The following is a 26,827-nucleotide window of genomic DNA, read 5'->3' on the forward strand; positions in this document are numbered from 1 at the left end:
AAATGGTCACAACATTAGGGGTTTTGTGATAGTAGCAGTTTCAATTCCGAAGTTGTTTTAATCGGTCTCTCGCATTTTGATTTTCAGGATATAATTCAAGGGATTTTTCAAAATTTTCAATTGCCTTTTCATTTTCCCCAACAAACAAATAGGCTTCACCTAAACTGTCAAAAAGGTTGGCAGATTCTGGATACAAATAAGTTGCTAATAGGAAAATGTTTAATCCTTTCTCAGATGTCTCAGGGTTGAATAGAAGCTGTAGTCCTAGATTGTTTAGGTTTCCTTCCGGTAATTTCAATTCAGGATAATCATTCAAGGTTAATTGGTACAAGTCAATCAGATTTTGATAATTCTTGGCTGAAGCTAATTCATTGAAATCCTGAAAAGAGAGAGCTTGCCGCTCCGCTTGCTTGGATCTATAGCTTACTAACTCTTCTAGTATGTTGTTTTCAGAAGTCGTGTTATTTATGAATATCAAAGCTTGATCATCACCCTTTAAATAGGCGTCTAAAAACCGTAAAGTATAATGGGAAACCCATTTGTAGGATTCCATGATTTCGGGATCACTTTTGTCTTGCCTCTTATCTCGCGGTTGGAATAAGACCCCTAAGGTGCTAAAATAGGAATGCGAGAGGTTGTGAAATTTCAGACTATAGGCATTGCTTTTAATCAGTTCATCATAAAATTCAAACGTGTTATTTAAGCTTGGATCAATTTTTTCAGCCATTAAAACTTCATCAGGTATGTTTTTCTGGGCAAAATGAATAAAGGGAACATCCACGTTCTCCAGATTGAAAAATGGCGATTGCTTTAAGGTTTCATATTGATACTTGATGCTGCCATCTAGGCTTACTATAGCCTTGATTTGCTCATTTCTCATTTGAGCAAGTACATTGGACAAGCCACCATAGCTAAATCCTATAGTGGCAATTTGGTCTAGATTCGCGGCGGGAACTTTTGCTACTTCAGCAAGTAGAAACTCGATATCCCGTGCTTGCGCTTCCATATCTTTCCCCGTCCCACCATCAAAAAATCTATTCTCTGCTCCCCGACTTGGACTAGAAATCACGATATAACCATGGCTTGCCAAATATTCGCAAAGCGCAAAATTCTCAATTGAAGATGCCTGATAGCTTGGCGCGTAGATTAGCGCAGGGAAAGCTCCATTTGCTGAGGATAAGCCAGAATGGGCAGTAGTTACTTCTTGGAGGTGAGCTCGATTTTCAGGGGTGTTGGGATAGTAAAACCAGTTTAGGATTTGCTCATCTGGGAGGTATTCCCATTCCTCTTCTTCCTTTAGAACTTGCATGTAATCTAAAACTGTCAACGCTTCGGTTTCGGTAGGATGATCTGTGGAAGGATACCAAATGCTTACAGGGATCGGCCTAGGGATACTTCTGTTGTTCCAATCGTAAATTCTCTGGTAAGTTCGAGTGCTGTCAGCGGTAATATAGTGCCGGAATCCCACCCTAAAGGCTCCATTTTCCAAATCAATTTCATCCAATGAAGTTTGCCCGAAACTGAGAGAGCCTTTAAAAATTAGTAAAAGAATGACTGTGTTCCATTTCATGGAGAAGTTATTAGAATTACATCTTAGGATTCAAAGTTGGCTATAATATACAAATTTGAATTTCTATGGCTTATGTGAAGGGAAGGTAAAGCGATGTAGAATAGCTAGGAAAAGTAATCCAGAGAAGTGAGATTATTTGCTCCCCTTAAGAATCACGGCAAGCTCAAGTGCACATCCCCAAGCTACAGTAAAGCCAGCACCACCATGACCATAATTGTGAAATACATTAGCGTAGTGAGAGTCAAACTCAAAGCGAACAGCGCTTCTTCTTGGGCGTAAGCCTACAATAACTTCTAATATCTCCGGACTCTGGGAAATACCTGATTCTGTTAGTCTATGTAAGATCAAATCGGTATCTGCAGGATCGATTGACTCATTCCAATCATTCTCATAATCTGTTCCGCCTATTACCGAATCCTCAGATCTATTAATGACATAGCTGAGTGCGCCTCTTTTAGTGGGATTGGCAAAGGAAGGAAAATTCATCTTTTTACATCGAAGGATTTGTCCTCGCATGGGATGCAGCTCTTTATCATTGCAGAGTGATTTTGCTCCCAAACCCGTGCAGTTGATCACCAAGTCATCCACACCAGTCATTTCCTCCAACGAAGTAATTTCTCGATTTTCAAAAGAACCTCCATTGGCAATGAAACGCTCGAAAAGATGTGGCAAATAAAGTTGGGGTTCTGCCAATGGGACTTCAGAAATAAATGCCATTTGCATTCCTTTTGGCAATTCCTCAGGTCTTGCTTTTCGGACTTTTCCTACTGGAAGTTGCCTTGTCCAGTCAATATTACTTTCTGGGGTGAAAGCTGTGAGAAAAGGAATAAAAGCTACTCCATTTCCTTCCTGGATTTCACTTTTATAGCGCTCATAGGCTAAAGTCGCCCAATGGTTTGTCTTTTCTTTTGGATGGATTTCAAAAGGAAACCAGATTGCACCGACTTTGCTGGAAAGAGTTTTCTCAAATCGCTCTTTGGCGACGAGCCGAACCTGAAAACCTGCTTCCTGAAGTGAAATAGCAGAGGTTAAACCCACTATTCCAGAGCCAACCACAGTAACTGATTTCATTGATAGCTTATTTTTTGGTGGCAGGGAAAGTTCCGTTGGGTTGGATTAGCAGCATTTGTGATGTGTTATCCTTTTCTTCAAACCTAACTTTATATCCTGTCAAGCCCTTTACCATAAATTCATTTTCTCCGGTGGGAGTGAGTGTATATTCTGGTTGCCCAGGCACGAATAAGGTCAACTTATCCTCCTTCATAAATACTTTCAAGTCAGTTCCTCCCAACGCATAGGTTCCCACATAAGACTCCAGCGTTTCAGTGGATGCATTTGCTTCTGCTGGTGTACGCTTGAAAGTCAGGGGATCCAGTGTCGGCTCTAATTTCAAACTGGCAGCTTCTATATCTCCCAGATCGCTGGTTCGAAAATTGAAATTGAGGAATCCACCTGAAGTCGTATCTACCTTATTGTCTTTGACCGTCAATGCCTCGAAAATATCGTAGTGAAGATGATTTAGATAAACTCTTTCTCGAACGAACTGAGCCCAAAGTGAATCATTTTTGTATTCAATAGTAAAAGTGCCATACCCTGGATGATTGTATTTTCCTGTGTATTCAACCAGGGTATGAGATGGAGCGGTATTGGGTACAGTGCTGGACTTTTTCTCTGCTTTTGCTTTCTCCTGTTGTTCTTTGATCTTATTTATTTTTTCTGAGTAATAGCTTACCCAGTCAGTTTTTTCCAATCCTAAAATTTCATCAGCAAGAGCATCTCGTACTAGACCTGGCAACGCAGATCCATTTTGATTAGTCAGGACTACGATGCCTAAGCTGTCAGTTGGGAAAAATGCAACATTGGCAGAAAAGCCATCGATGTTTCCTCCGTGTTCTAGCCTATAGTGACCTTTGTAGGAAGAATTGAACCAGGCATAGCCGTAACTGTTCAGGTGCTGATCTGGGAATTTCTTATCGGCAATCCCACCACCGACTAGCATCAGGGGATTAACGGCTTTCGCTACATAGGCCTCTGGGAGCACTTGAGTGTCACCTAGTTTGCCTTTGTTTAGCCAAATCTTCAACCAATTTGACATCTCTTTAACACTACTATTGATACTTCCGGCTGGGCTGATGGCTGCTATATCGTAGTAAGGCATGGCTTTGTTTGTAGTGAAGTCTTCCAAACTGTAACCTTTGGAGATATTAGGTTGAGCCACCATTTCGCTTATGCTCACATTGGAGCTAGTCATGTTAAGCGGCTTGAAAAATCGCTCTCTGATATTGTCTTCCCAGCTTTTGCCAGTTAGCTTTTCCGTGATTAGACCTTGTGCCAAATACATGAAGTTGTTGTAGTACCATTGCTTGCGAATTCCAGTGAATGGTTCCTGATATTTCACTCTAGCCAAAAGACTGTCTTTGTCTGCTGTTGGAAATAAATACCAAGATAGATCATGCCGAGGTAGACCAGTTCGGTGGCTGATCATATCCAAAATTGTGACTTGGTTATTTAATTTTTCGTTGTAGAATTCCAGTTCTGGCAAATATTTCTTAGGACTGTCGGTGAATTTCAATCCTTTTTCTTCTTCCATTATTCCTAAAAGCGCAACGGTAAAAGCCTTGGAAGATGAACCAATTGCATAAAGGGTGTTTTCATCAGCTTCGATCTTGTTTTCCAAATCCCGATATCCAAAACCTTTAGAATAAATCACTTGATCACCTTGGACCACAGCTACTGAAAAGCCAACTGTTTGAGTAGCTTCCTGAAGTGCTTTTAGCTTGGTGTCAATTGTTTTGGTGTTTAGCTTTGTCTGCGCATAAGTCAGTGAACCCGTGATAAAAAAAAGTATCGCAATTAGTGTGCTTCGCATGATTACTTGAATAAAGGTGGTTTTACAGCCTTAAACTCAAGAATTTTTACCTTAAAATCTAAGTAATAAAAGAGTTTTTTTAGAACTGGTCTTACCCAATTCTTACTCGCGTGGTGCAGAGGCGACTACTTGGGACCTATTCCTTAAATCCCAAGTAGCCTTAGCCTCTGACTTTCCTCCACACAAAATCTTATTAGGGTTAAGATTCTCTTCGGGTTAATAACGAAGAATGGTGAGGGTAAATTCTCGTGGATTGTACTAATTAGCTTTAAAAGATGTTAAGCTTGAAGCGCCTATACTTCACCTAGGTTTGTGTCTCACAGACCGATATAATTCAGCTTAAATGGTTTGTGTGACACAGACCACGGTTATGGATGCTAGCAAACCAATTTATACCCAAATCCTCGGACATTTAGGATCTGGATTTGATCGTCATGCTGAAGTTTTTTCCGAAGCTTAGTGATAAAAACATCCATGCTTCGGGCGTTGAAAAAGTCGTCTGACCCCCAGATCTGAGTAAGAATCAAACTTCTGTCTGTGATCTGATTGGCGTTTTCCAGAAGAATTTTTAGGAGTTGAGACTCTCTGGCTGTGAGGTGGCATTCTTCCTCATTTAGCTTTAAAAGTTGTTTTGTTGGATGAAATTCATATTTCCCAAGATTTAGCCAATCCGATTGATTTTTCCGCAATTGCTGGCGGTCAAGCTGAGCTTTGATCCTCACAATCAGTTCTTCAATACTGAAGGGTTTGCGCACATAATCATTTGCTCCCAATCCAAATCCTTTCAACACGTCTTCGGTTTGTGATTTTGAAGTCAAAAAGATAATTGGTGTATAAGGATCAGTTTTCCTGATTTGCTCGGCAAGGGTAAAGCCATCTTTTTTTGGCATCATCACGTCGAGTACCAACACGTCTGGTTTGGAGTTTTGGTAACTGTCCCAAGCTTGCTGCCCATCAACACAAAGGGTTACCTTGAAATCACGGCTTTCCAGACTTTCTTGGATGATCATTCCTAGCGCCATCTCATCCTCAGCTAGTAGAATTCTGACTTTACTCATGGCCAAATCGTAATAAATGAGGTGCTTCTTTCAGAGGATTCCAATTCGATTTTTCCCTCATGTTTTTCAATGATTTTCTTCACATAATAAAGTCCAATTCCAAATCCTTTCACGTCATGAAGATTTCCTTTAGGGATTCTGTAGAATTGTTCAAAAACTTTGTCTCTTTGATCTGAACTTATATTTCCTCCATTATCCCAGATTCTAATTCTAGTGCTAGTTTCTTGATCCAATGTGATTCTCACTTCATCTCCTCCGTATTTGAGCGCATTATCCAACAGGTTTGAAAGTACATTTTCGAAGTGAAAAGGATCAACTAGAATAGGTGTGACATGCGATGGCAATACTAACTCTATCTCTTTTTCTGGTTCCAAGGTCTGAAATTTCTGAACCAAGGACCTTAGCACAGCAAGTGGATCGATCTGCTCTTTTTGAAGTATAAATTGATCGGAATCCAAGGTGGCAGTTTCCAGTAGTTTCTCCACCATTAAGTTCAATTTGAGCATTTGGGATTTAGATATTCCCAGATACTTTTTGGTCTTTTCAGGATTGTTTTCAGGGTTGAACTGCTCAATTCCTTCTATTGCTGAAAGTGTAGTCGCAATAGGGGTTTTGAATTCATGCGTGATATTTCCTATCAGGTCTTCCTTGATTTCTGCGATTTCCTTTTGGTTTTTGATGGTTTGGTAGAGGTAGTAAAATGCTGCTGAGATAATCAACAAGAAGATAATTGACATCATAATATCAACGATCCCTCGCTTAAGGACAGTTAGAGCGGTGTTTTCAAAATACATCTCCAGCTTTTGACCACGAGGTAAGAAGGTGGATTTGGAAACTGTAGAAAAAGGCATTTCGGTCAGGGCAGGATAGTTGAAAGAACCTGCTATGGTGTCTTTTTCGTACTGAAGTAGCCCGTAATTTATGTTGATATCCCTGCGGTCTAATTCATCCTTCACCAGTGCACTTATTTTTTCAAAATCAAGAGAATCGCGAGTAATGGAGATAATGATCTGATTTGTGAGCATTTTGAGGTTACGGACACTGTCGGCTGCATCCAGACCTCGGAATATATTTATGTTTTGGATTTTAGTAGGGTCGATGGTATTGAGTGTGTCGAAGTGTGTTTTAAAGGTTAGATTTTTGGTAGTATCAAATTCCCCGAACCAACTTACAGCAGAAGTGTCTCCAGCTTCTATTTTTTCCAGCGCCTTAAAGAGGATTTTGCTTTCCCCAATTTTCTTAAAAAAGTCATTTCCTGTACTGTCAAACTCAGCATTTTCGGTGTTACGAAGTTTGATCGTAGTGCTCTTGTTCTCGGTGAGCGTGATCACATCTGTTTTAGCCAAATCTGCAAAATACACCTCAAGTGCATTGTCCAAGCTCAGTTGAATTTCAGTAGTTAGTTGAGTTTCGTTTAACCTGAACTGAGTGACATTTCTATAGATCTGCACCCCTATGCTCACTACTAGAGTAAGGGCAATCAAAATACCTATTCGCTTGAATTGTAGCTTTTTCACAGTGCTAAAGTAGAGGCTAGGAAATTTAGAAAATCGAATGTTAACACACGTTAACAGTGCTTAACTAAGTTGCAGAGGCAGTTTGTATTGGTTTGTAACAACAAATTTACAGCTATGAACATACGAATTCTATTTCTCGCATTTACCCTGATGGGCTCGATCTTTACCGCCAATGCCCAAGGTTTGACAGGAAGAGCATTTTATAAAACTTCCTCCAGATTTAATATTTCCATGGATAGTACCAAAATGGCTCCCGATGTCATTGCGGATCTTCAGAAGCAATTAAAAAAGCAGATGGAACGTGAATACATCCTTACTTTTTCTCAAACTGAATCCAACTGGAAGCAGGTGGAGAGTCTAGGTGCAGGCCCAGCCACCGCATCTTCGGGAGGAGCCAGCATCGTGATCAATACGGGAAATCAGGATAGACTTCTTTATAAAAATGTGGCAGAGCAAACCTACATTAAGGAAGAGGATTTGATGGGAAAGGGTTTCTTGGTTAAAGACAGCTTAAATACCTATGATTGGGAATTGACCGGTGAAAGCAAGCAGATTGGAGATTATACCTGCCAAAAAGCTACTTACTCGAGGATAGTAGAAAGTAAGACTTTTTCCATGGGGCAGGATGAGATGGAGCTTACAAAAGACACTGTAAAAGTGACTGCCTGGTTTACCATGCAAATTCCCGTGAGTCACGGTCCAGATGATTTTTGGGGTTTGCCTGGGTTGATTCTAGAATTGCAAAATAGAGGGGTGACTTATATCGCTGAGCGAATAGTCTTGAATCCAACTGAAAAAGTGCAACTAGAAATTCCTAAAAAAGGACAGCTGATCAGTAGTAAGGAATATCAGGCGCTTTCTGAAGAAAAGATGCAGGAGATGATGAAACGCTATTCCGGCAAGCCTGGAAACGGCAATGAAATGGTAATCAAAATCGGGAATTAATCGCTTACAAAAGTATATCCATGTTATTTGCAAAGCGCTTTTTCGCAATAGGATTTTTTCTCCTGATTGCCTTACCTTCTTTTTCTCAAAATAAAAACCTGATCGGTCAAGTTCTAGATAGCCTGAATCAGCCCATTTCTTACGCCAATGTGGTAGCGATAAATCAGACTACTCAAAAGATCGGCGGATTTGCGATTACTAATGGCGAGGGTCGATTTAAGATAGGGCTGCCGCCTGGTTCGGAATATTTACTTCGAGTTTCCTTTGTAGGGTATAAGCAATTTGAACTGAAGATCAATGAATGGTCTGATCAGGAGCAAATAAAGGTTATTCTAAGTCAGGATGAAACCATGCTGGATCAGGTAGAGGTAGTGACTGAACTGCCCATCACGATGAAAGGAGACACGTTGACTTATAAAACTGATGCATTTACTACGGGGACGGAGCGGAAACTGAAGGATGTATTAGAAAAACTTCCGGGATTTGAGGTAGATGATAACGGGGAAGTGAAGGTCCAAGGGAAAAAGGTAGATAAAGTAATGGTGGATGGGAAGAATTTCTTTGATGGAGATACCAAGCTTGCCACCAAAAACCTTCCGGCAAATGCTGTTGATCGTGTTCAAGTGCTGAAGAATTTCAATGAAGTAGGCCCAGTTCGTGGATTGGATAATGACGAGACTTTGGCGCTAAATATTCAATTAAAGGATGGGAAAAAGAACTTGGTTTTTGGGGACCTGACAGCTGGGCTCGGGCCTGAGGAGCGCTATTTGGGCCATGCGAATGCTTTTTACTATTCTCCAAAAGTGAATCTCAATCTGATCGCTGATGCAAATAATGTGGGAGAATTGGCTTTTACCCTTCAGGATTACTTTAGGTTCAGTGGAGGATTGGCTGGATTGGCGGGGAAGTCAGGTTCATCACTTAGTATGAGTTCGGACGATCTGGGAATACCAATGGCACAGCGAAATAATGCTTTGGAATTAAAAACTGACTTGGCTGCTGTGAATTTGAATTACTCTCCAAATAAGAGATGGAGGCATTCGGGTTTTGTGATCGGTTCGGCTTCCAAGAATAAACTGGGGGCCTCGTCTCAGCGAACGTATTTGCGAACAGATGGAAATAATGAGGAAACACTCACTTCCGCTAACACGGTTGAGAATAAGTCAGGCCTGATGAAATATGCAGTGACCTTTACTCCAAAAGAGGAAACGTATGTCAAATACAGCGTTTTTGGAAAGTTAGCGGACATAGCCAATCAGAATTTTCAGGATTCAGACTTTGGGCAGATTCGCCAGCAAATCAAAAGCTACCAAAGTCGTCAGCCTTACACTGTTCAGCAGAAAGGAGAGTGGTTTCATTCACCTTCGGATAAGAGAGTTTTCTCTATGGAGGGCAATTGGGAGAAAAAGTACACCAATCCTCTCTATGATTTGACTACGAATCAAAAGCCTTTCAATGGAATGTTGCCAGTGATGGATCGTGAGACGTACCGCTTTTTGCAAAGACAGGATATCAAAACCCGCAGCCTGGAAGGAGCTTTCAATTATTACCATATCCTAAATCCCACCAATCATATCAATTGGAGTTTAGGGTATTCATCTATTAGACAAGAGCTAGTTGGCAGTTTGGAGCAGGCAGATACAGATGATGAATTGGATTTGGGAGAGTTTGAGAATGATTCCCGCTTTGATTTTCAGGATTTGTATTTAGGAATGACCTACAAGACTAAATGGAAGTCAGTTGTCATCAGTCCTTCACTTTATCTCCACAGATACGCATGGAATGATGTGCAAATGGAAGATGAGTTACGGAATGACAAACTCCTGCTGCTTCCAGGTATGTATGCTAAATGGAGTATCAAATCTAATCGCTCGCTGACTTACCGATTCAGTAGCCAAGCGAATTTCATGGATATAGAGAAGCTCGCGCAAGGGTTGGTGGTATCAGATTACAATTCGATTTTCCAAGGGAATAGACAGTTGGATAATGGCTTGTTTTACACCCAATCCTTGAATTATAACCACTTTGATTTCTTCTCTTCACTTAATTTATTTGGAAACCTGAGTTGGACAAGGAAACATCAAGACTTGGTAAATACCACCGATTTTGCAGGGATTAACAGAATCATGAGTATTCAAAATATTGATCCAGTGAATGAGTCCCTGACGGCTAGTCTTCAGGCTGATAAGCGTTTTCAGTCCTTCAAAATCTCTGGGGGAGGAAACTGGAATAATTATGCTACCAATAGTTTGGTTGATCAAAACTATATCCAAAATAGTCAATTTGCACACTCATATTTTATCAAGTACACCAGTACATTTATGAAAACTGTGGAGGTGGATTTGGGATATACTTGGAATCAGAACTTTTACAATTCTACCAATGCCAAGAATACTTTTAATACGCACTCACCAAAAATTGAAGTGGACTGGGACATCTGGAGTGGTCTGAAATTGAATGCGGATTACACTTACAATGCTTACATGAATAAAGCTTCTGGTACCACCAGTGACTTTGATTTCTTCAATGCCTTCCTCAGCTATCAGGGTAAGTCAAGTCCTTGGGAATTCAGGCTGACTGTTTGGAATATACTGGATACCCGATCCATTCGTAGAGATAGTTTCACCGAGAATTTGATCAGTACCTATTCTTATTTAGTTCAGCCGAGATATGGCTTGTTTACTGTGAAGTGGGATATTTAGAAGGTTGTTAGTGTTGGATGACCGATGTTGGTTTTGAGGTGGTTTATAAGGGTTTCATTATGAAGCAAGTAACTTCTTTGAGTAATCACTGAAGTACCAATTCGTTAATTCCCCCTTTTTTTTAAAGGCTGTTTGGGGGATTTAATACACGGACACTATACTAAAACAGAAAAGGCCGGGAATTCCCGGCCTTTTGTATTGTGGTAGTTTTCTGATTATTCGCTTGCAACCAATTTCACATCAAGCTCTACATCGTCGTAGATCATTTTATCGGCTAGGTTTTCGAAGTAAGATCCTGAACGATATTTAATGTCGTAATGCGTTCGGTCAAAAGTCAATTTACCAGTAGCTATGATTTTACCACCATTTACCGCTACTGTAGCAGGAAAAGTGACAGGTTTAGTCATGTTTTTGATTGTCAAATCACCAGTAAGCTGGTAGTCTTTTCCATTAGTAGTGGTTGCATTTGTGATTACAAACTTGGATTTATTATGCTTTTCCACTGAGAAAAAATCATCAGATTTTAGGTGGTCAGTTAACCTTTTGTTGGACCCAGCATCAGTAATATCTTCAACTGTCAAATTGGTCATATCCATTTCGAAAGTTCCTCCGAGAATTTTACCATTTTGGTAATCAAGCGTGGCAGAAGAAATAGGCACTTTACCGTGGTGCTGTCCTGTTACCTTTTTGGCAGTCCAAGTGATTGTGCTTTCTGAAGTGTCAACAGTCGCTACTTCCGGGACTATTGAAAGTGCTGTAAATGCTAATGTGAATAGTAAAGTAAAGATTTTCATATATGGATTTGGTTTGAATGGGATAACACGTAGCACCTGCACGCAAGGTTCTGCTATTCACTTTTTTAAGACTAATTTATTCAAAAGGCAGAATTTGCTGTTTTCCGGTAGTCTTAATCAAACTATTTGCAGGCTAGAGAAATAGGTTGTCTCATTTTATTGAGGGTATTACTTATATTTAACTAGACGACTTCTAAAATTATACTTATGAAATATGTACTCTCTATTCTTCTCTGCCTTATGACGTTATCAGCTTTTGCACAACTTCAGCCTATAAAATCTGGGGTATTTAAATGGGATGATTTTAAAGTTGTACCGAATGGTGACCGAGTGGGTAGACCCATATTGGAAGGAGTTTCCACACATTTAGATTACCTGGAGATGCATGCAACTACCCAAAATGTAGGAGCCAAACCTAGTACAGCTCACGCAAACGAGGATATAGAAGAGATAATACTAGTCAAGGAAGGCACGATGAAGGTTACCATAGAAGGAAAGAGCACTATTCTTGGAGCTAATGGAGTGGTCTCGCTGATGCCAAAGCAGATGCATTCCCTTCAAAATGTAGGAGCTACCCCGCTTACCTATTACATAATTCGTTATAGATCCAAGAAGAAAATGGATGTAGACAGAGGAGTAGCCTCGGGGAATTCGCTGATGATCAACGCTGATTCCCTGCCTTACAAATCTACAAGTGTAGGAGGTGTTCGTTCGTATTTTGATAGGGAAACTGCTATGTGCGAAAGACTGGAAATGCATGTCACTACCTTGGATAGAAAAGTAGCGAGCCATGAACCTCATGCTCATGAAGAAACTGAGATTATCCTAATGATTTCCGGTGAAACAGCCCAAATGATCGATGGAAAAGAATACACTGCCAAAGCTGGAGATTTTTATTTCATGGAATCCCAATCTTTTCATGGCATTCGAAACATCAACGATGGGCCGTCGACTTACTTTGCTTTTAAGTGGAAGTAATAGTTCTATGTGGAGATAAACTTGAAGGTTAAGCTTCGCTTGTATTGCAGCTTCATTTCGTAATCATGGAATCTTAACCGATAAAAAGATTTTCTAGCAAATAGTTAAAGCTTCAACCTCCTAGATGTGGGAGCTTATCTAATAACTTATTATAGAAAGTTTTTCCGATAGGAAGCACATCATTTCCGATTTTCAGGGAATACCTTTTTAGTGCATCTATTTTGAAAATATTTACAAAATAGCTTTTGTGAACTTGAAAAAACAGACTTTTAGGGAGCTTACTGAAAATGTCTTTGGAAGTACATCTTAGGGTGTGAAGTTGACTATTACTATAGACATGAGTATATACTCCTTCTACTTTGATCCATTCTATATCCTTGATTAAAAGTCGCTTTAGCCAACCGCTTTCTCTGATAAAGACCTCTTTTTCGTACAAATCATTGGCATCTGTTTCCATAGTTGAATTGGGTTTAGAATGATTTATTTGTTGAATTACCTCCAAATCATAGGACTCTGGCTCAAATTTTAAACGTTCCAGTTTTTTATGATTTTTGGTAAGTCTCTCTAGTTCACATTCAAGAGTAACTTCATTGATCGTCGTAAAAATCAGAATTGAGATGCTATGGGATCCGTTGCCTATGAATGAACACTCATTTTCGAAAAATGAAGAATGACTAGCTTTCTTTCCGTTAAGTAGTGATGTCACCTTGTAAAGATGTGTTCGCTCCTCTCCCAAAAAGCCTAGAGGGGAATTAAAAGTGGAATTGCAGTAATTCTTTACTAGTGAAATTGAATTTTCAAAAGAATTATTGCCTGCGGGATAAAAGTAACTATTAACCATAGCCGATCCATTAAATTGTAAAGAACTCTTCTTTAGAAGATTTACGATCCAAGTGGATTGATCGGATTAGTCAAAAGTGAAATTAGCTTGAAAGTTTATTTATGTTTTGTAGCAAGGCATGGTAGTAGTTACGACCAATAGGGATTTCTATATTGTCAATTTTGACAGCATTAGAGCTAAGTGCTTCTACTTTTTCCATGTTCACAATATAAGATTTATGTATCCTAGAGAACTGATATTCAGGTAGTTTCTTCATTAAGTCTTTGGCGGTGTTTCTCAAAGTGTACTGCTTATCTTTCACAAAGATATGCGTGTAAGTTCCTTCCGCTTTAATATAACTTATATCTGAAATCACAATTTTTTTCAGCCAACCGTTTTCTCTAATAAATAAATCAGAATTGGAGTTTTTCTGCTGATCTGCTGATTCTTTTAGGTTTACCTTGTGTCTTTCCATAGCCAATTCAATGCTGGTAATAAGGGAATTGGTAGTGAATGGCTTTGTAACAAAACCATCAGGACGGATATGATTTACTTTTTTTACTATTTCTTGTCCAGAAGCACTTGTAAGAAAAACTATGGGAAGGTCTATTGTTTGTCTAAGTTCCTCAGCGAGTTCAATACCTGTTTTGGCTCCTTTTAGTTTGATATCTACCAAAACTAGATCAGGCATTTTCTCTTCAATAATCGAAAGAGCAGTTTCTGCTTGGTCCAAGATTTCTACAATTTCATACCCATTGAGGGTTAATATCTCCTTGATATTTTCTGAAAGATTGAAATTATCCTCTACGAGTAATACTTTAGGTTTATTGTAATGTTTGTTCATAAGCACTCTCGTTATTTTAGCTATACTAATAAAATAAAAAGCAGGAGTATTTCAATACTTTTTGACTAAAAAGATAAGAATTAAAAATATGGTTTCAGAAAAATCTCAACTAACCGTTTTTGAAAATGAAGATTTACTTTTTGATTTAAAAACTGGAAGTATTCTCAGAATAAGTGATCGCTTAAAATTGCATTTTGGAGAGGAGTTTGTATATCAGGTACTTACCTTTAGAGATTTTGAACGGATAACAGCATCTGATGAAAATGAAATACAGGAAAGAAACCTACACATAAAAGGTGACCAGATTTTTAACTACACAATCAAGCAGAACGGTGTAAATTTCTATGTGAATGAATTGTTTTGGGTCGATCATGAGAAGCAGAGCTTACACTTCGTAATTAATTTTTATAACAGACAGAATATTTTTGAATTGTCCTTTGAGACTATCATGGAATCTTTAGAAAAAACGGAGAAACCTGCGATAGTTTTTGATATTGGTTTGAAACGTGCCATTGCCGTAAATTCTCCCTTAAAACTTTTATTGCTCCAACCATTTTCAGAATTAGCATCGGGTTTTTCGATCAAGGATTTTTTTGTGATAAAAGAGCACTATGAAAGTGTAATTGATTGGATTAAGAATGGGAATACTTCTTCTTTCGTCTTTGATGCCCAGCTCTACTTGGAAAAAGCAGAAGGAACTTGGTATGAATTGACGTTATACAAGACTTCTCCTAATAATGAAATTTTTATATTATGCTCTCTCAAAAGCATTTCAGTTCAGAAAGCGACCGAGAAGCAACTACAAAGGACAAATGAACTACTTTCTAGAGTTGTTGAGGTTCAGAGTCATTTTCTATCCAAGCCTGAAGGAGCTAATCCTTATGACCTATTGTTGAGCAATATTCTGGGAGTAATCGATGCAAAGCTTGGGTTTGTAGGTAAAGTAGACCTCGGTAATGAGGGAGCTCAGGTTTTAAAAATCCATGCAGCTACGGATATTTCAGGAAATGGGCCCGAGGCTTATAAACTTTACCATAAATATGTTAAGGACGATTTTTTATTCAAGCATTTTGATAATCTTTTTGGAGCCTGCATAATTGAATCCAAAATTATTTTGGAAAATAATCCGCCCGCCAATCCTCATACTAAGGGGAAAAAAATTCCAGGTCATCCAACCATAGAGAATTTTTTAGGAGTTCCAATATTTAAAGGGAAGGAAGTAATTGGATTGATTGGTCTTGGGAATAAAACAGGAGGTTTTACGGACCAGGATATAACAGATTTGAAGCCATTTATTTCTACCTATTCAGTTATTATTGAAGCGTTTAAATCTGAGCAGGATAAAATCAAATTTGAGAAGAATTCTCAGGTAGGAGCTCAAATCTTGGCTACCGTAGCAGATCACAGTCCTGATGTAATTGTTGTAATGAACAATTTATCTGAATTTGAATTTATTTCTCCTTCTGTGTCACAATTTTTTGACAAAGGGACCCGAGTAGAGGAGATGCATCGGAAAATCAGAGTTCTTTTGAAAAAGACTCTAACTCCAGAATTTAAAATATCAGATGGGAGATATAGATCAAGATTGAAGTTATACTTCAAAGACAAAGGTGAATATTGGGTAGAATCAAATTTGAATATTTTAAACGAGAAGAATAATCAAAAGGTAATCGCAGTGATTAGAGATGTTTCTTCTCAAATGAATTTTGAGCAAAGACTAATCGAGTCGCTCCAGAAAGAGAGACAGTTCAATTCCTTTGTGTCTGATTTCATGAATATTGTTTCTCATGAATTTAAAACACCTTTAGCTACCATAATTTCAAGTATGGAGCTATCAAAAATTTACTTGGAGAATTTGGCTGATATTCCGGGAGCTGCTAAGCTTCAAACACATCACAAGAAAATTGAGCTCGAATTGGACAACCTTCATAAGCTAGTAGCTCAATCTCTCGATTATGAAAGGTTTGTGAACAATAGTGCAGCCTTAAAGAAGGAAGAGGTGGATTTCGTTTCATTTATCTTACAAATTTTGGAAAAGCACGATTACCTGCGGAAAGTAGATTTTATCTCTGAGGTTGAAAATGAAGTAAAGGTAGAATGGGATAATTTTTTGATACACACCAGTATTGTTAATTTGGTAAATAATGCATTGAAGTATGGCGGTGAGTCAAAGAAACCGATTGTTCGTTTGTTTCAAACGGATAAGGCGAATGGGATTGAAGTGAAGGATTTTGGGATAGGAATACTAGAAGAAGAGCTTCCCTACGTATTCACTCCCTTTTTTAGAGGATCAAATGTAAATGGAGTAGAAGGAACCGGCTTTGGATTAGTTGCTGTAAAGAATTTCGTAGAAATGCATAAAGGTGAGATAAAAATCTACTCAAAACCTGGAAAGGGCACCACTGTAAGACTGCTTTTTGATATCTAGAAGATTAGAATTTTCAGTTTTAGAAGATTTTGGTTTTTGTTGTTATCAAACGGTGGAATTTTGTTATTTAAATACATCTAGTTGTCATGATGGTTAATACTGCTTTAATAAATGAAAATTAAATGCTTATTATATGTTTTTTGAATAAGGTAAAATGAATTAAAATCCCGACTTTTTCTTTCCTTTTTTCTTGATTGTAACTGTTAATTCAAGCCTGCTATATTTATATAGGAGGCTTGAATTTACAGTTTGGTTTGGGAAACAATGAAAAGGGATGAATATTGTAAAGTATTAATCGTATTTATATTGCTATTTTTTAGCAAGAGTATTACTAATTATTGTTTCGCTGCTGATGCTGTTTACCCAATTACCGCCCATGAGATAAGTAGTGATGAACGGAGCTGCGGTGTTTTATGTGCTGAGCCCACTGTAAAGAATAGAAATAGAGCAATAAGTGACAATGGGCTATATAGTAGATTATATTCTAACCCCGGGTTAGTTTTTGGTATAGCTAAATATAAAGCAGAATTAGAACTTAGGTTCGATCATTTGATACCAGCGAATACCACCACCTACATTCGAATTGATGGAGAGGATAGTTTACTTCAGTCTTTGCTTGGAGGAAGTCTCGGGGATCTACTTTCAGATGTACTGGGCTCTTTGTTATTTGGCGAGCAAGAGATAATAATTGATGCACGTACATCTTCCAGCTCAGTTTTGTCACGATCTAGTATAGCAGGATTTGATATAGATCGAGTGAGATTGGTCAGTGATGAAAATGGTAACTATTACGTGGCTATTAAGCCGGCTTCTTCCTACGATCGAATTAGAATAACAAACCAGGCGTCCTCAGTCGCAGGACTCAACGCTGAATATACGCTGGATGTGTATCACGCCTTTTATTTTGAACCCGATCCATGCGGTGGTGAGCCAATATTCACCAGTTTCGATGGAAGTGGGATCACTTTGGAAGCTCTGGAACTTAATAATGCTATAGAATCCTTAAATCTGGCTATAGACAGTGATTTGGAGAATACTTTTTCGGAAATTTCGCTAGGTGTGGTTGGAGTTGCTGGTGCTGTTGAGCAGATTATTTATTTCAATTCTCCTGTACAGCCCGGTAATGAAATCTTAATAAGTATGGCCACAGGGCAATCCCTTCTGGATTTAGGGCTTTTAAATTATGTGGAGTTGGTGGCTTATTCTAATGGTACTGAAGTCAGTGCAACTGACGCTTCCTCTCTGTTAGAGCTAGATATTTTGGGGTTATTGGCTTCGGATGAATTTTTTAAGTTTCCTATTAGTGATAATGTATCGGCTATAGATAAAATAGGGATCAGGGTTTCGTCCTTGGTGGGTGCAGGTTTACTTGAGGGGAGTCTAATGGTTAGCGGAGTGACTGTGGCGCCTGTAAGACCTGAAATTACCGATATCCCTGAGGAAGGATTCTATGAAATTTGCTATGGACAAACAGTAACTGTGACCCCAGATAATGCTTCAGGAGGTGATTTGAATTGGTATAGATTAGAATCAAATAGTGATGAGACCGCAATGGGAACAGCAGATGCATATACAACTCCTATTGACCTTGCTCCAGGAGACCATGAATTTTTGGTAAAATCAAATAGACTATCCTGTGCTGGCGAGAGTGAGCCATCGCGATTCAAAATCAAGGTAAATCCTATACCAACCTCCGCAAACTACCGTATTGAGCCATCAGGGGAGATAGGAATAGATGAAGATGGAAAGTATACCTATGTAGAAGGAGTGCATCCAGTGACACTTAATCCTTCGATAATAGATCTACCTACTGATGGTGCTTTTGAATGGTATTTGGATGAAGATATGGGGATCCAGATTTCCGATGGATTTGTGATAGATGATGTGCTTTTCGAATTAGAAGGTGCAAATCTAACCATGACAGGGCTTCAGTTTAGAGATGAAACTGATCCATACAAATTTTATTTGAATTGGATCCCTAATGAAGGATGCATCTCAGATGAGCCTATGGAACTGGATTTGAGTTCAATCGCAAGAATTTTGAATGTTTCTCTTGAGAGCTTTGAGGCTAATCTAACACCTAAGGGAGAGGTTGATTTGTCTTGGGGATTTTCAAAACTACCTGAAAATAAGAAGGTAATACTTCAAAGAGCCGGTTCAAATCTAAATTTCAAAGAAATCTGGGCGAAAAACGGGGGCGAGGAAGTAGTGAGTAGTTATCTCGATGAACACCCTTTAAATGGAGATAGCTATTATAGAATCCAATTGATAAATGAATATGGTGACATACAATTCACTTCTGACTTGCGCCGAATTTACATTTCCCATGCCCTTTCAAGCGCCTTTCAGGTCTTCCCTAATCAGTTCGAAAGCCACTTCACCATAGGAACGAGCTATAACGAGATGAAGGAGATTTCATACCAATTATTTTCAGGAGAAGGATCATTTCTACAAGCCGGGGAAGCCAAAGTAAGTCGGCAAAACACTCTTCGGATCAGTAATTTGGAGTCTCACCCACCAGGTGAATATTTTTTGATCATTATTGACTCGAGTGATATACACACCCATCATTTAATTAAAAATTAATCTGGGATAAAAATCCTGCTTAAATATTTGAGCCCTATAAAAGGAAAGTACGGGCTATTTATACAGTTGTGAAATCATGTTGTTTTTTCTTTTTTCTTGGATTATTGTCTTTTTGATAACAGAAAATATCAATTAAATAACAGAATCTAGAAGTGTCTTTTAGAGTCGATTTTTAATCACTAATTTTTGTCAAGTTGAAATTTTTACCACATAATTATTTTCTATGAAGTACACTTACTGTCATTTTGTTGTCCTAGTTTTTAAAAGTGCTTTATCCCTAATATTAGCTGTGATAACATCAAATGTTAAGGGGTTAATAAAGAGTAATATACAGTTTTTATACTGTTCATTTATTAATTATTTGGATCGTTTTTTATGTTGTTCTAGTGCAATTGACATTTTATTTCAACCTACTTTTTCAATTTCGGGTAATGTTTTAACAAATGTCCTTTATAATCAACCTAATCTGTTGTTTCAATCGAAAAATTTTAAAACTACAACATATGAAAACTCTCTTTAAATATAATAGTCTGAAATTGAGAGGTATAAGCACTATATTTAAGTATGGTGTTGCTTTTTTTATATACTCATTAATTGCTGTATGTTTTTTGGCAGAAACCTACGGTCAAACAAAGCAATTTCCCACCATAGCCACTGAAATCAGTGATGATGATCGGAGCTGTGGTTTGTTTTGTCTCGAGTCTACAGTTCAAGATAAAGATAATGCTTTAAGTGATGATAATCAGTTTGCTAGATTGTATGGCAGCCCAGGGTTTTTGGCGGGTTTAGGTGCATATGAAGGAAGTTTGGAGTTACAATTCCCTTCCACTCTTCCAGCCGAAACTTGGTCTTACGTGAGAATAGGAGCAGATGAAAGTTTATTGCAGGCGCTTCTGGGAGGTAGCCTGGGTGAGCTACTAAGTGATGTCCTGGGGTCGGTATTATTGGGTAATCAAGAAATAGAAATCCAAGCAAGGACATCTGGTGGAGTAGCCGTGTTATCCAGAACCAGCACGCAGGGCTTTGATACGGATCGGGTAAGGCTAGTTCAAAATGGGACGGGTGATTATTTTTTGGCGATTAAGCCAGATGCTGCATATGATAGAATTCGATTGACTAATAGGTCAACAGCTTTGGCAGGTCTAGGCTCTGAATACACCCTTGACGTATATAATGCTTTTTATCTGGATGGAGCAGATGCCTGCGGCGAGTTCAGATTTACTTCTTTCGATGGAGAAGGAATCTCTCTTGATTTGTTGGGGGCTGGAGTCGATAATACAGAAAATGCGATTGATTCAGACCTGAACTCGTATTCCGAAATCAGCATAGGCACCTTAGGTGTAGATGCTTCCATGTTCCAGTCGGTTTATTTTGAAACCCTATCTGCGCCTGAAGACTATTTCAAAGTGAAATTGGGTGTTGCCAATGCAGGTGTTTTGACAGCTGATTTAATTGGTGGAATAGAAGTACGTGCTTATAACGGATCTAATTTAGTCTTTATCCAAAAGCTATCCGGAGGATTGATCAATGGATTGGATGTGCTTGGTCTGCTCCAAAGTGGGAATGCTGTCACTCTTCCTTTTGGTCCAGGAGTAGCTTTTGATAGAGTGACAGTAGGTTATACTTCCTTGGTCTCGCTGAATGCATTGTCAAATTCTCCAATCCTATTATATGAGGTGCAGCGTTTCGGGGCTACCTGTCCAGATCCTGAGCCGATTCCTTTGCCTATAGCAACAGAACCAATGCTCAGCAATAGCAGCTGTGATGCTACTGTATTGGCTTTTGAAAATGCCAATTTCCCCCTAAATACTGTTGATGGAAATAACGATACCTATACTACACTCAGCGCCAGTTCCGGTATTGCATTGGGAATAGGAGATTATGAGGGATTTGTGGAGTTGGGATTTGATTCCCGGGCTGCAGGTACTACTTCCTATGTTAGAATCGATTTTGACGAGGAAGTATTGTTAGGCTTACTTGATGGAACTACCGGACAGCTTCTGGGCGGAGTAGTAGACAATGTTCTTTTTGGCAGTCACTACTTCACCGTGGAGGTTAAGAATAACGGATCGCAGGTTTTTGAAAGCTCAAGTAACAATGGTTTCTTCAATCAACCAGTCAAAATAGTTCAGGATAAGAACAACCATTACTATGTAGAAGTAACTCCTGAGAGTGCTTATACCAGTATAAGAATTACAGAATCACTGGGTGCAATTGCAGGCCTGGGTGAAGTGCGTAGCATGAATGTCTATCATGTGTGTACTTCAACAGGTTTTGAGCCATGTGAGCAGGCATTTGCTACGTATTCGGAATCGCAAGGCATTAGTTTGGATCTTCTTGGATTAGGAGCAGCAGGGGTAGTTGATGCAGGATTTGCTATTGACGGTGATCCGGCAACTGCTTCAGAGGTAAGTATTGGAGCAGCGGGACTTGGATCCAGCGTTTACCAGTTTGTGAATTTCCATTCTTCATCAGCTCCTGAAGATCACTTCAGAGTCAAACTGGCGATGGAAGGTGGAAATCTGTTGACCGCAGAAATTTTAGGAAGCATAGTTATCAAAGCTTTTGATGGAGATACAGAGGTGTACTCTCAGGGTCTTCGGGATGGCTTGATATCAGGATTGGATTTATTGGGATTACTCCAAAGCGGAGGAACAATTAATCTTCCTTTTGGCCCAGGGTTGTCTTTTGATAGAGTTGCTGTAGGGATCGAATCTGTGGTGAGTGCCAATGTGATTCAGAATCCAGTGAAAATTTTCAGCATAGAAAGATTCAGTGCAGCATGTCCAGATCCAGAGCTGACTGCACCACCTGAGACTATTCCACCATTTAACACTTCAGATTGTGCTGCCGAAGTAGTGGACTGGGCAAATACCAATTTCCCACTCAATGCAGTGGATGGGAACAATGATTCCTATGCGGTATTATCTGCAAGTACAGGTACGGCATTGGGACTGGGGGCCTATAGTAGCCATATCGAGTTGAGGTATGCAGCTCCAGTAGCCGCGGGCGAAACATCCTATGTCCGCATAGAATTTGAAAATGACGAGTTAAATGCCTTGTTAGGTGGAAGTCTTGGTTCAGATTTGGCGGATCTATTGGGATCAGTGGCACTTGGTGATCACTACTTCACCGTCACACCAAAAACTGCCGGAGGAACGGATATTTATACAGCTAGTAGCGCCACAGGTTTTGGTACCCAGGATGTGAGAGTTGTTCAGGATGAATCAGGTAGATTCTACATCGCCTTTACTGCAGATCAGGCCTATCAATCAGTAAGAATTGACCACTACTTAGCTGCACTACTTGGATTAGATAACACGGCTACCATGCATGTTTTCAGTATGTGTAGAGAGACGGAATTTGATCTATGTGAACAAGCTACTTTTACTGATTTTGACGGTTCTGGAATTGCTGTTGACCTATTGGATATCACAAAAGGAGGCGTGTTTAACCCTCAAAATGCCATTGATGGAAACAGTTCAAATTATTCCACAATCAATCTTGGAATTGCTGGAATAGGGGCAACTGTCTATCAAAACATTTATTTCAAAACAAAATCTCAGAACACGGACGCACTACGAATAAGAGTGCAACTTGACGAGCCGGGAATATTGAATTTGGATCTTGCAGGTTCATACCGTTTGATTCTTTACAATGGCAACGATGAAGTTTACAATGAATCACTTCAGGATGCCTTGATAAATAACCTGGATCTACTCGGTCTTCTTAATTCAGGCGGAATTCAGGAGCTTTTGATCGAACCGGGAGTGGTGTATGATCGGGTGAGTTTTGGGCTTCAGTCCATTGCCGCAATAAATACCAGTGCACCGATCAGATTGTATGGAATCAGCCGGATTTCCGACGGATGTCCAGATCCTGATGTGGCTGATCCTCCATATTTAAGCCCAGTCTGTGCAGAGGAATTGATTGATGCGTCTTTTGCAGATAATCTTGCCAATCTTTTTGACGGAAACTTTAACAGTTTCGCTACCATCAATTCCAGCGGAGGCGCATTATTAACCGGAATTGGAGCATACTCCGGGCATGTAACTCTTGGATACGGAGACGGTGTAGTAGTACCGGCAGGTACTACATCATACATGAGAATAGATACTGATGCAAGCTTACTGGATGCGCTACTTGGTGGTAGTGTAGGCGGAATATTGAGCGACTTGTTGAATACCGTTGTCCTTGGAGATCATTACTTCACAGTTTCTGCAAATGACACGGGCGGGACCCCACTTTTCACTGCAAGCAGTGATAATAGTTTTGCCGGATTTAATGATCAGGTGAAAATCGTTCAGGATGCACTTGGAAGATACTATTTGGCTATTACGCCAAATGCAGCTTACAATAGCATAACTGTGGAAGATCATATTGCCGGAGGATTGTTCGGTGAAGACAACAGCATCAATATCTATGGTCTTTGCTACGATACAGGTGCGGAAGCTTGTGCAACAGGGTTTACTACATTCTTTGATGGTTCTGGGATTACGGTTGATGCAGGCTCGATTGGTAGCTATGGAGTTACTAATGCGGAACGCGCTCTTGATAATAATAACAATGACGATTACTCCGAAATCAGCTTAGGCACCCTAGGTGTAGCCGGTTCTATCCAACAAAATATTCAGTTCAGACAAACGATTCCTGCAGGAGGGGCATTTAAAATCAAACTTGGGGTTGGAGCCGGTGTATTGGATGCAGATGTCTTTGGAAGAATCGAAGTGGTGGGTTACTTGGATGGGATCGAAGTTTACGATGAGACTCTGGAAAATGCGGTTCTAGGGAATGTGAATTTGGTAGATCTATTTAACAATGGAGCCAATGAAGAAATCCGTATTTCTCCTGGTGTAGCCGTTGATGAAATTGCAGTTCGACTTATTTCATTGGTTTCAGTCACTGCTGTTCCTAATGTACGCTTGTATTATATCCTTCAGGATTGTGAAACTCCTGATTTTCAAGCTTGGGAAAGTTACGTCATTGATGGTGACCCTTCGTTGACTTCTGTTTCAGGTGGTGAAACAATAGTTTATACTATCCATGTGAGAAATACAGGGACTGTTCCTATGACAGATTACCTGATTACTGATGCCATTCCAGCTAATACTACCTATGTAAGTGGAGGTGTGGAAAATGGGGGAGTTGTCACTTTTGAAAATCTGAATATTGCTCCTGGAGAAACAGTCACAGTAAGTTTCACTGTTTTGGTGGATGAAAATCTGACTGATGTAGAATTTATTTCCAATGTAGGACTGGTTAAGTCTCTTCCTGAAGATCCTGGAGTGGAAACATATCCGGCATTGGATAATGAAAACCCAACGGATCCAGATGAGAGTGGAGATACAGGTACGGATATTCCTGTTGATCCTATTTTCTCAGCAGAAATCTGGAAAGCAGTAACAGTAGATGGCGATGCCAATGTCGCAGCAGTAAGCGGTAGCGAGACTTTGGTCTATACCATATTTATTAGAAATACCGGTAATCAAGATTTGACAGATCTGTCAATTTCAGATGCACTTCCAAATGGAATTACGTACGTTTCCGGAGGCACTTTAGTGGGAAATGATGTTAACTTCTCATTGCCTGGATTGGCGGTAGGAGCTACTACTACCGTTGGGTCCTTCACCGCAACAGTAGATGCTGATCTTACTGGAATAGATGAAATCATCAATATTGCAGTTGCCAATTCCGCAGATTTACCAGCTCCAATTGAATCCTATCCTCCGATAGACAACAGTAATCCTACCGAACCGGATACGGCAGCGGATCCTGGGACAGTGTTGGATGTTACGCCTGTTCATGCGATTGATTTTGATAAAATTGGATTGAGTAATAATGCTGATTCTGATGGTAAAGCAATTGTTGGGGATATCATTACTTATACTTTGACAGTCACAAACACTGGCAATAAGTTACTTTCTGATATCTCAGTTGTAGATCAGATCCCGGCAAATACAACTGTAGTTGATAATGGTGGGGGAACTGCAGGTGCTGGAACTCTGACTTTTGATATTGCTTCTTTGGCGGTTGGTGCAATGCAGGAGTTTATTTTTACCGTTCAAGTGGATGCTGTAACAGGATCAGATCCAATCGTAAATAATGCAGAAGCATTTTATGCAGATGAAGTTGGAGGAAATGCATCAGAGACAGCTCAGCATTCCATGCCTACAGACTGTACTACAATAGATGCCGAAGATATTACTTTGACAGCAGATCAAAGTGCAATCTGTTTTGGAGAGTCGACCATTTTGCATGCGAGTCTAAACGGAATCAGTATTCCAAATCCTGAATTCAGATGGTATCTGGATGCAAGTTTGACAGGAGCGTATTTCGCAGGAGCTGATTACGAAGTGAGCCCTACTGCCTCTACTACTTATTATGTGACGGTGGTAGCAGAAGGATATTGTTTCAGTACTCCTGCTGCAACAACTTCTATCACAGTCAACGAGCTTCCAGATGTGCCATCTACAAGTTCTGATATTACGATTTCAGAAGGATTTGGAACTGTGCTTACGGCATCCATTGATCCAATGCCAGCAGATGTGGAAATTGTTTGGTATGCGGAAGGTGGAGCAGAATTAGCGACAGGAGAGTCGTATAATACTGGTATCCTTTCAGCTGGAGTCTATACTTATTATGCCGGAACCAGGAATACAGTTACAGGTTGTTTGTCAATCGACACTACGGCTGTAACTGTTACTGTTGAGCCTGTGACGACAGATGGAGATTGTACTGTAGCGAATGCACAGAATAACGGTACCTATGCTATTTGTGTACTATGTAGTGTAGAAAACCCTGGTAATGCGGTTGATGGTGACATTAATACATATTCAAGATTTGTAGCACCGGTTGCAGTTACTGGGGGAGTTTGGCAGGAACTGATTTTCAACCAGACCGGCGCAGCTGGGGATACAATTGTGATTACTTTGGGAACAGGTGGGTCTTTGCTTGACCTTGGTGTATTAAGTGGACTTTCTTTTGAATCCTATAATGGTGCTGCTGCCAATGGGGATGGTGGAGTAGTTGATAATAATTTGGTTAGTTTATCTCTGCTTGGAGGTAATAGCAAAGGAGAAGTGAGATTTGTAGCAAGTGGATCATTTGATCGGGTCAGAATTGACTATAGACCATTGCTTGGAGCCTTAGAAAGTGGATGGAGGATTTATCAGGCAGAAATCAATTACCCTGGTCCAACTGCTGTTACAGAAAATGAGGAAGTATGTGTTGGAGAAACTGCCACACTTTCAGCAACACCTGCAGCAGGTACTACCTTAAGATGGTATGATGCAGAGACAGGAGGGACACTGTTGGCTTCCGGAAATAGTTTTACCACTCCGGCATTAACACCTGCGGGAATCAAGACTTATTACATAGCCGTGGTGCGTGGGGGTTGTGAGGATCCGGTAAGGATCCCTGTAAATGTTACCGTCAATCCAAGAGCAACTGCTACTGACATTCAGGCAACTGGTGATACTATCTGTGAAGGAGACAGCTTTACGCTTTCTGCTACCAGCAGCACGGTGACCAATCCAATATTCAGATTCTACACCAGTCAGGATCTGACCACTGAGATCACGGATCTGACTGTCAGCCCTGCGGCAACGACGACTTATTATGTAACCGTTTCAGGTGATGGAGTTTGCGAGAATGCTCCAGGAGATGCAGCGGAAGTTACGGTGACTGTCAATCCAAGTGCAACAGCCACGGATATTC

The 26,827-nt window shown here is 39.8% G+C and carries 13 protein-coding genes and 1 pseudogene; 6 read left to right on the top strand and 8 right to left on the bottom strand.

Going from position 1 to position 26,827, the window contains the following annotated elements; all coding sequences use genetic code 11:
* Positions 1–40: 40 nt before the first annotated feature.
* The 5 genes from AACZ87_RS02430 to AACZ87_RS02450 form a co-directional block, all read right to left on the bottom strand.
* Positions 41–1,570: a CocE/NonD family hydrolase gene (locus tag AACZ87_RS02430; protein ID WP_339864491.1), complete on the bottom strand. Its 1,530-nt coding sequence runs from the start codon at positions 1,568–1,570 to the stop codon at positions 41–43.
* Positions 1,571–1,702: 132 nt separating this feature from the next.
* Entirely contained in the window at positions 1,703–2,641 is a 939-nt protein-coding gene (locus AACZ87_RS02435; RefSeq protein WP_339864493.1) for an FAD-dependent oxidoreductase, read from the bottom strand.
* 7 nt (positions 2,642–2,648) lie between these two features.
* Complete coding sequence (locus AACZ87_RS02440) at positions 2,649–4,439, bottom strand: serine hydrolase (protein ID WP_339864494.1); 1,791 nt, start codon at positions 4,437–4,439, stop codon at positions 2,649–2,651.
* A gap of 377 nt (positions 4,440–4,816) precedes the next feature.
* Positions 4,817–5,497, bottom strand: coding sequence for a response regulator transcription factor (locus AACZ87_RS02445; protein ID WP_339864496.1), 681 nt, complete (start codon positions 5,495–5,497; stop codon positions 4,817–4,819).
* Positions 5,494–7,014: a HAMP domain-containing sensor histidine kinase gene (locus AACZ87_RS02450; protein ID WP_339864498.1), complete on the bottom strand. Its 1,521-nt coding sequence runs from the start codon at positions 7,012–7,014 to the stop codon at positions 5,494–5,496. Before AACZ87_RS02450 ends, AACZ87_RS02445 begins: the two co-directional genes overlap by 4 nt.
* 114 nt (positions 7,015–7,128) lie before the next feature.
* Here AACZ87_RS02450 and AACZ87_RS02455 point away from each other — a divergent pair, with 114 nt between their 5' ends.
* Together AACZ87_RS02455 and AACZ87_RS02460 are read left to right on the top strand one after the other, a co-directional pair.
* Complete coding sequence (locus tag AACZ87_RS02455) at positions 7,129–7,959, top strand: GLPGLI family protein (RefSeq protein WP_339864499.1); 831 nt, start codon at positions 7,129–7,131, stop codon at positions 7,957–7,959.
* Positions 7,960–7,979: 20 nt separating this feature from the next.
* The gene (locus AACZ87_RS02460) at positions 7,980–10,661 is read left to right on the top strand and encodes a carboxypeptidase-like regulatory domain-containing protein (RefSeq protein ID WP_339864501.1); all 2,682 of its coding nucleotides are present in this window, start codon (positions 7,980–7,982) and stop codon (positions 10,659–10,661) included.
* Positions 10,662–10,876: 215 nt separating this feature from the next.
* On the opposite strand, the gene AACZ87_RS02465 is transcribed toward AACZ87_RS02460, so the two are convergent.
* Positions 10,877–11,455 (bottom strand): YceI family protein, encoded by a 579-nt coding sequence (locus tag AACZ87_RS02465; RefSeq protein WP_339864503.1) that lies wholly within the window; start codon positions 11,453–11,455, stop codon positions 10,877–10,879.
* A 207-nt stretch (positions 11,456–11,662) separates the two neighbouring features.
* On the opposite strand from AACZ87_RS02465, the gene AACZ87_RS02470 reads away from it, so the two are divergent.
* Positions 11,663–12,433 (top strand): cupin domain-containing protein, encoded by a 771-nt coding sequence (locus AACZ87_RS02470; RefSeq protein WP_339864505.1) that lies wholly within the window; start codon positions 11,663–11,665, stop codon positions 12,431–12,433.
* Positions 12,434–12,545: 112 nt separating this feature from the next.
* Here AACZ87_RS02470 and AACZ87_RS02475 read toward each other — a convergent pair whose 3' ends face one another.
* Together AACZ87_RS02475 and AACZ87_RS02480 are read right to left on the bottom strand one after the other, a co-directional pair.
* Entirely contained in the window at positions 12,546–12,890 is a 345-nt protein-coding gene (locus AACZ87_RS02475; RefSeq protein ID WP_339864507.1) for a LytTR family DNA-binding domain-containing protein, read from the bottom strand.
* 466 nt (positions 12,891–13,356) lie between these two features.
* Complete coding sequence (locus tag AACZ87_RS02480) at positions 13,357–14,097, bottom strand: response regulator (protein WP_339864509.1); 741 nt, start codon at positions 14,095–14,097, stop codon at positions 13,357–13,359.
* A gap of 88 nt (positions 14,098–14,185) precedes the next feature.
* Between AACZ87_RS02480 and AACZ87_RS02485 the strand changes: the two genes are divergently transcribed.
* From AACZ87_RS02485 to AACZ87_RS02495, 3 genes and pseudogenes are all read left to right on the top strand, one after another.
* The gene (locus AACZ87_RS02485; RefSeq protein ID WP_339864511.1) at positions 14,186–16,525 is read left to right on the top strand and encodes an ATP-binding protein; all 2,340 of its coding nucleotides are present in this window, start codon (positions 14,186–14,188) and stop codon (positions 16,523–16,525) included.
* A gap of 306 nt (positions 16,526–16,831) precedes the next feature.
* On the top strand, positions 16,832–19,111 hold the full coding sequence (locus tag AACZ87_RS02490) for a hypothetical protein (protein ID WP_339864513.1): 2,280 nt from the start codon (positions 16,832–16,834) through the stop codon (positions 19,109–19,111).
* Between the two features lie 503 nt (positions 19,112–19,614).
* Positions 19,615–26,827, top strand: a pseudogene (locus tag AACZ87_RS02495) (hypothetical protein); the annotation flags it as partial.

This window comes from uncultured Algoriphagus sp., assembly GCF_963974365.1.
In the GTDB taxonomy this organism is placed as follows: domain Bacteria; phylum Bacteroidota; class Bacteroidia; order Cytophagales; family Cyclobacteriaceae; genus Algoriphagus.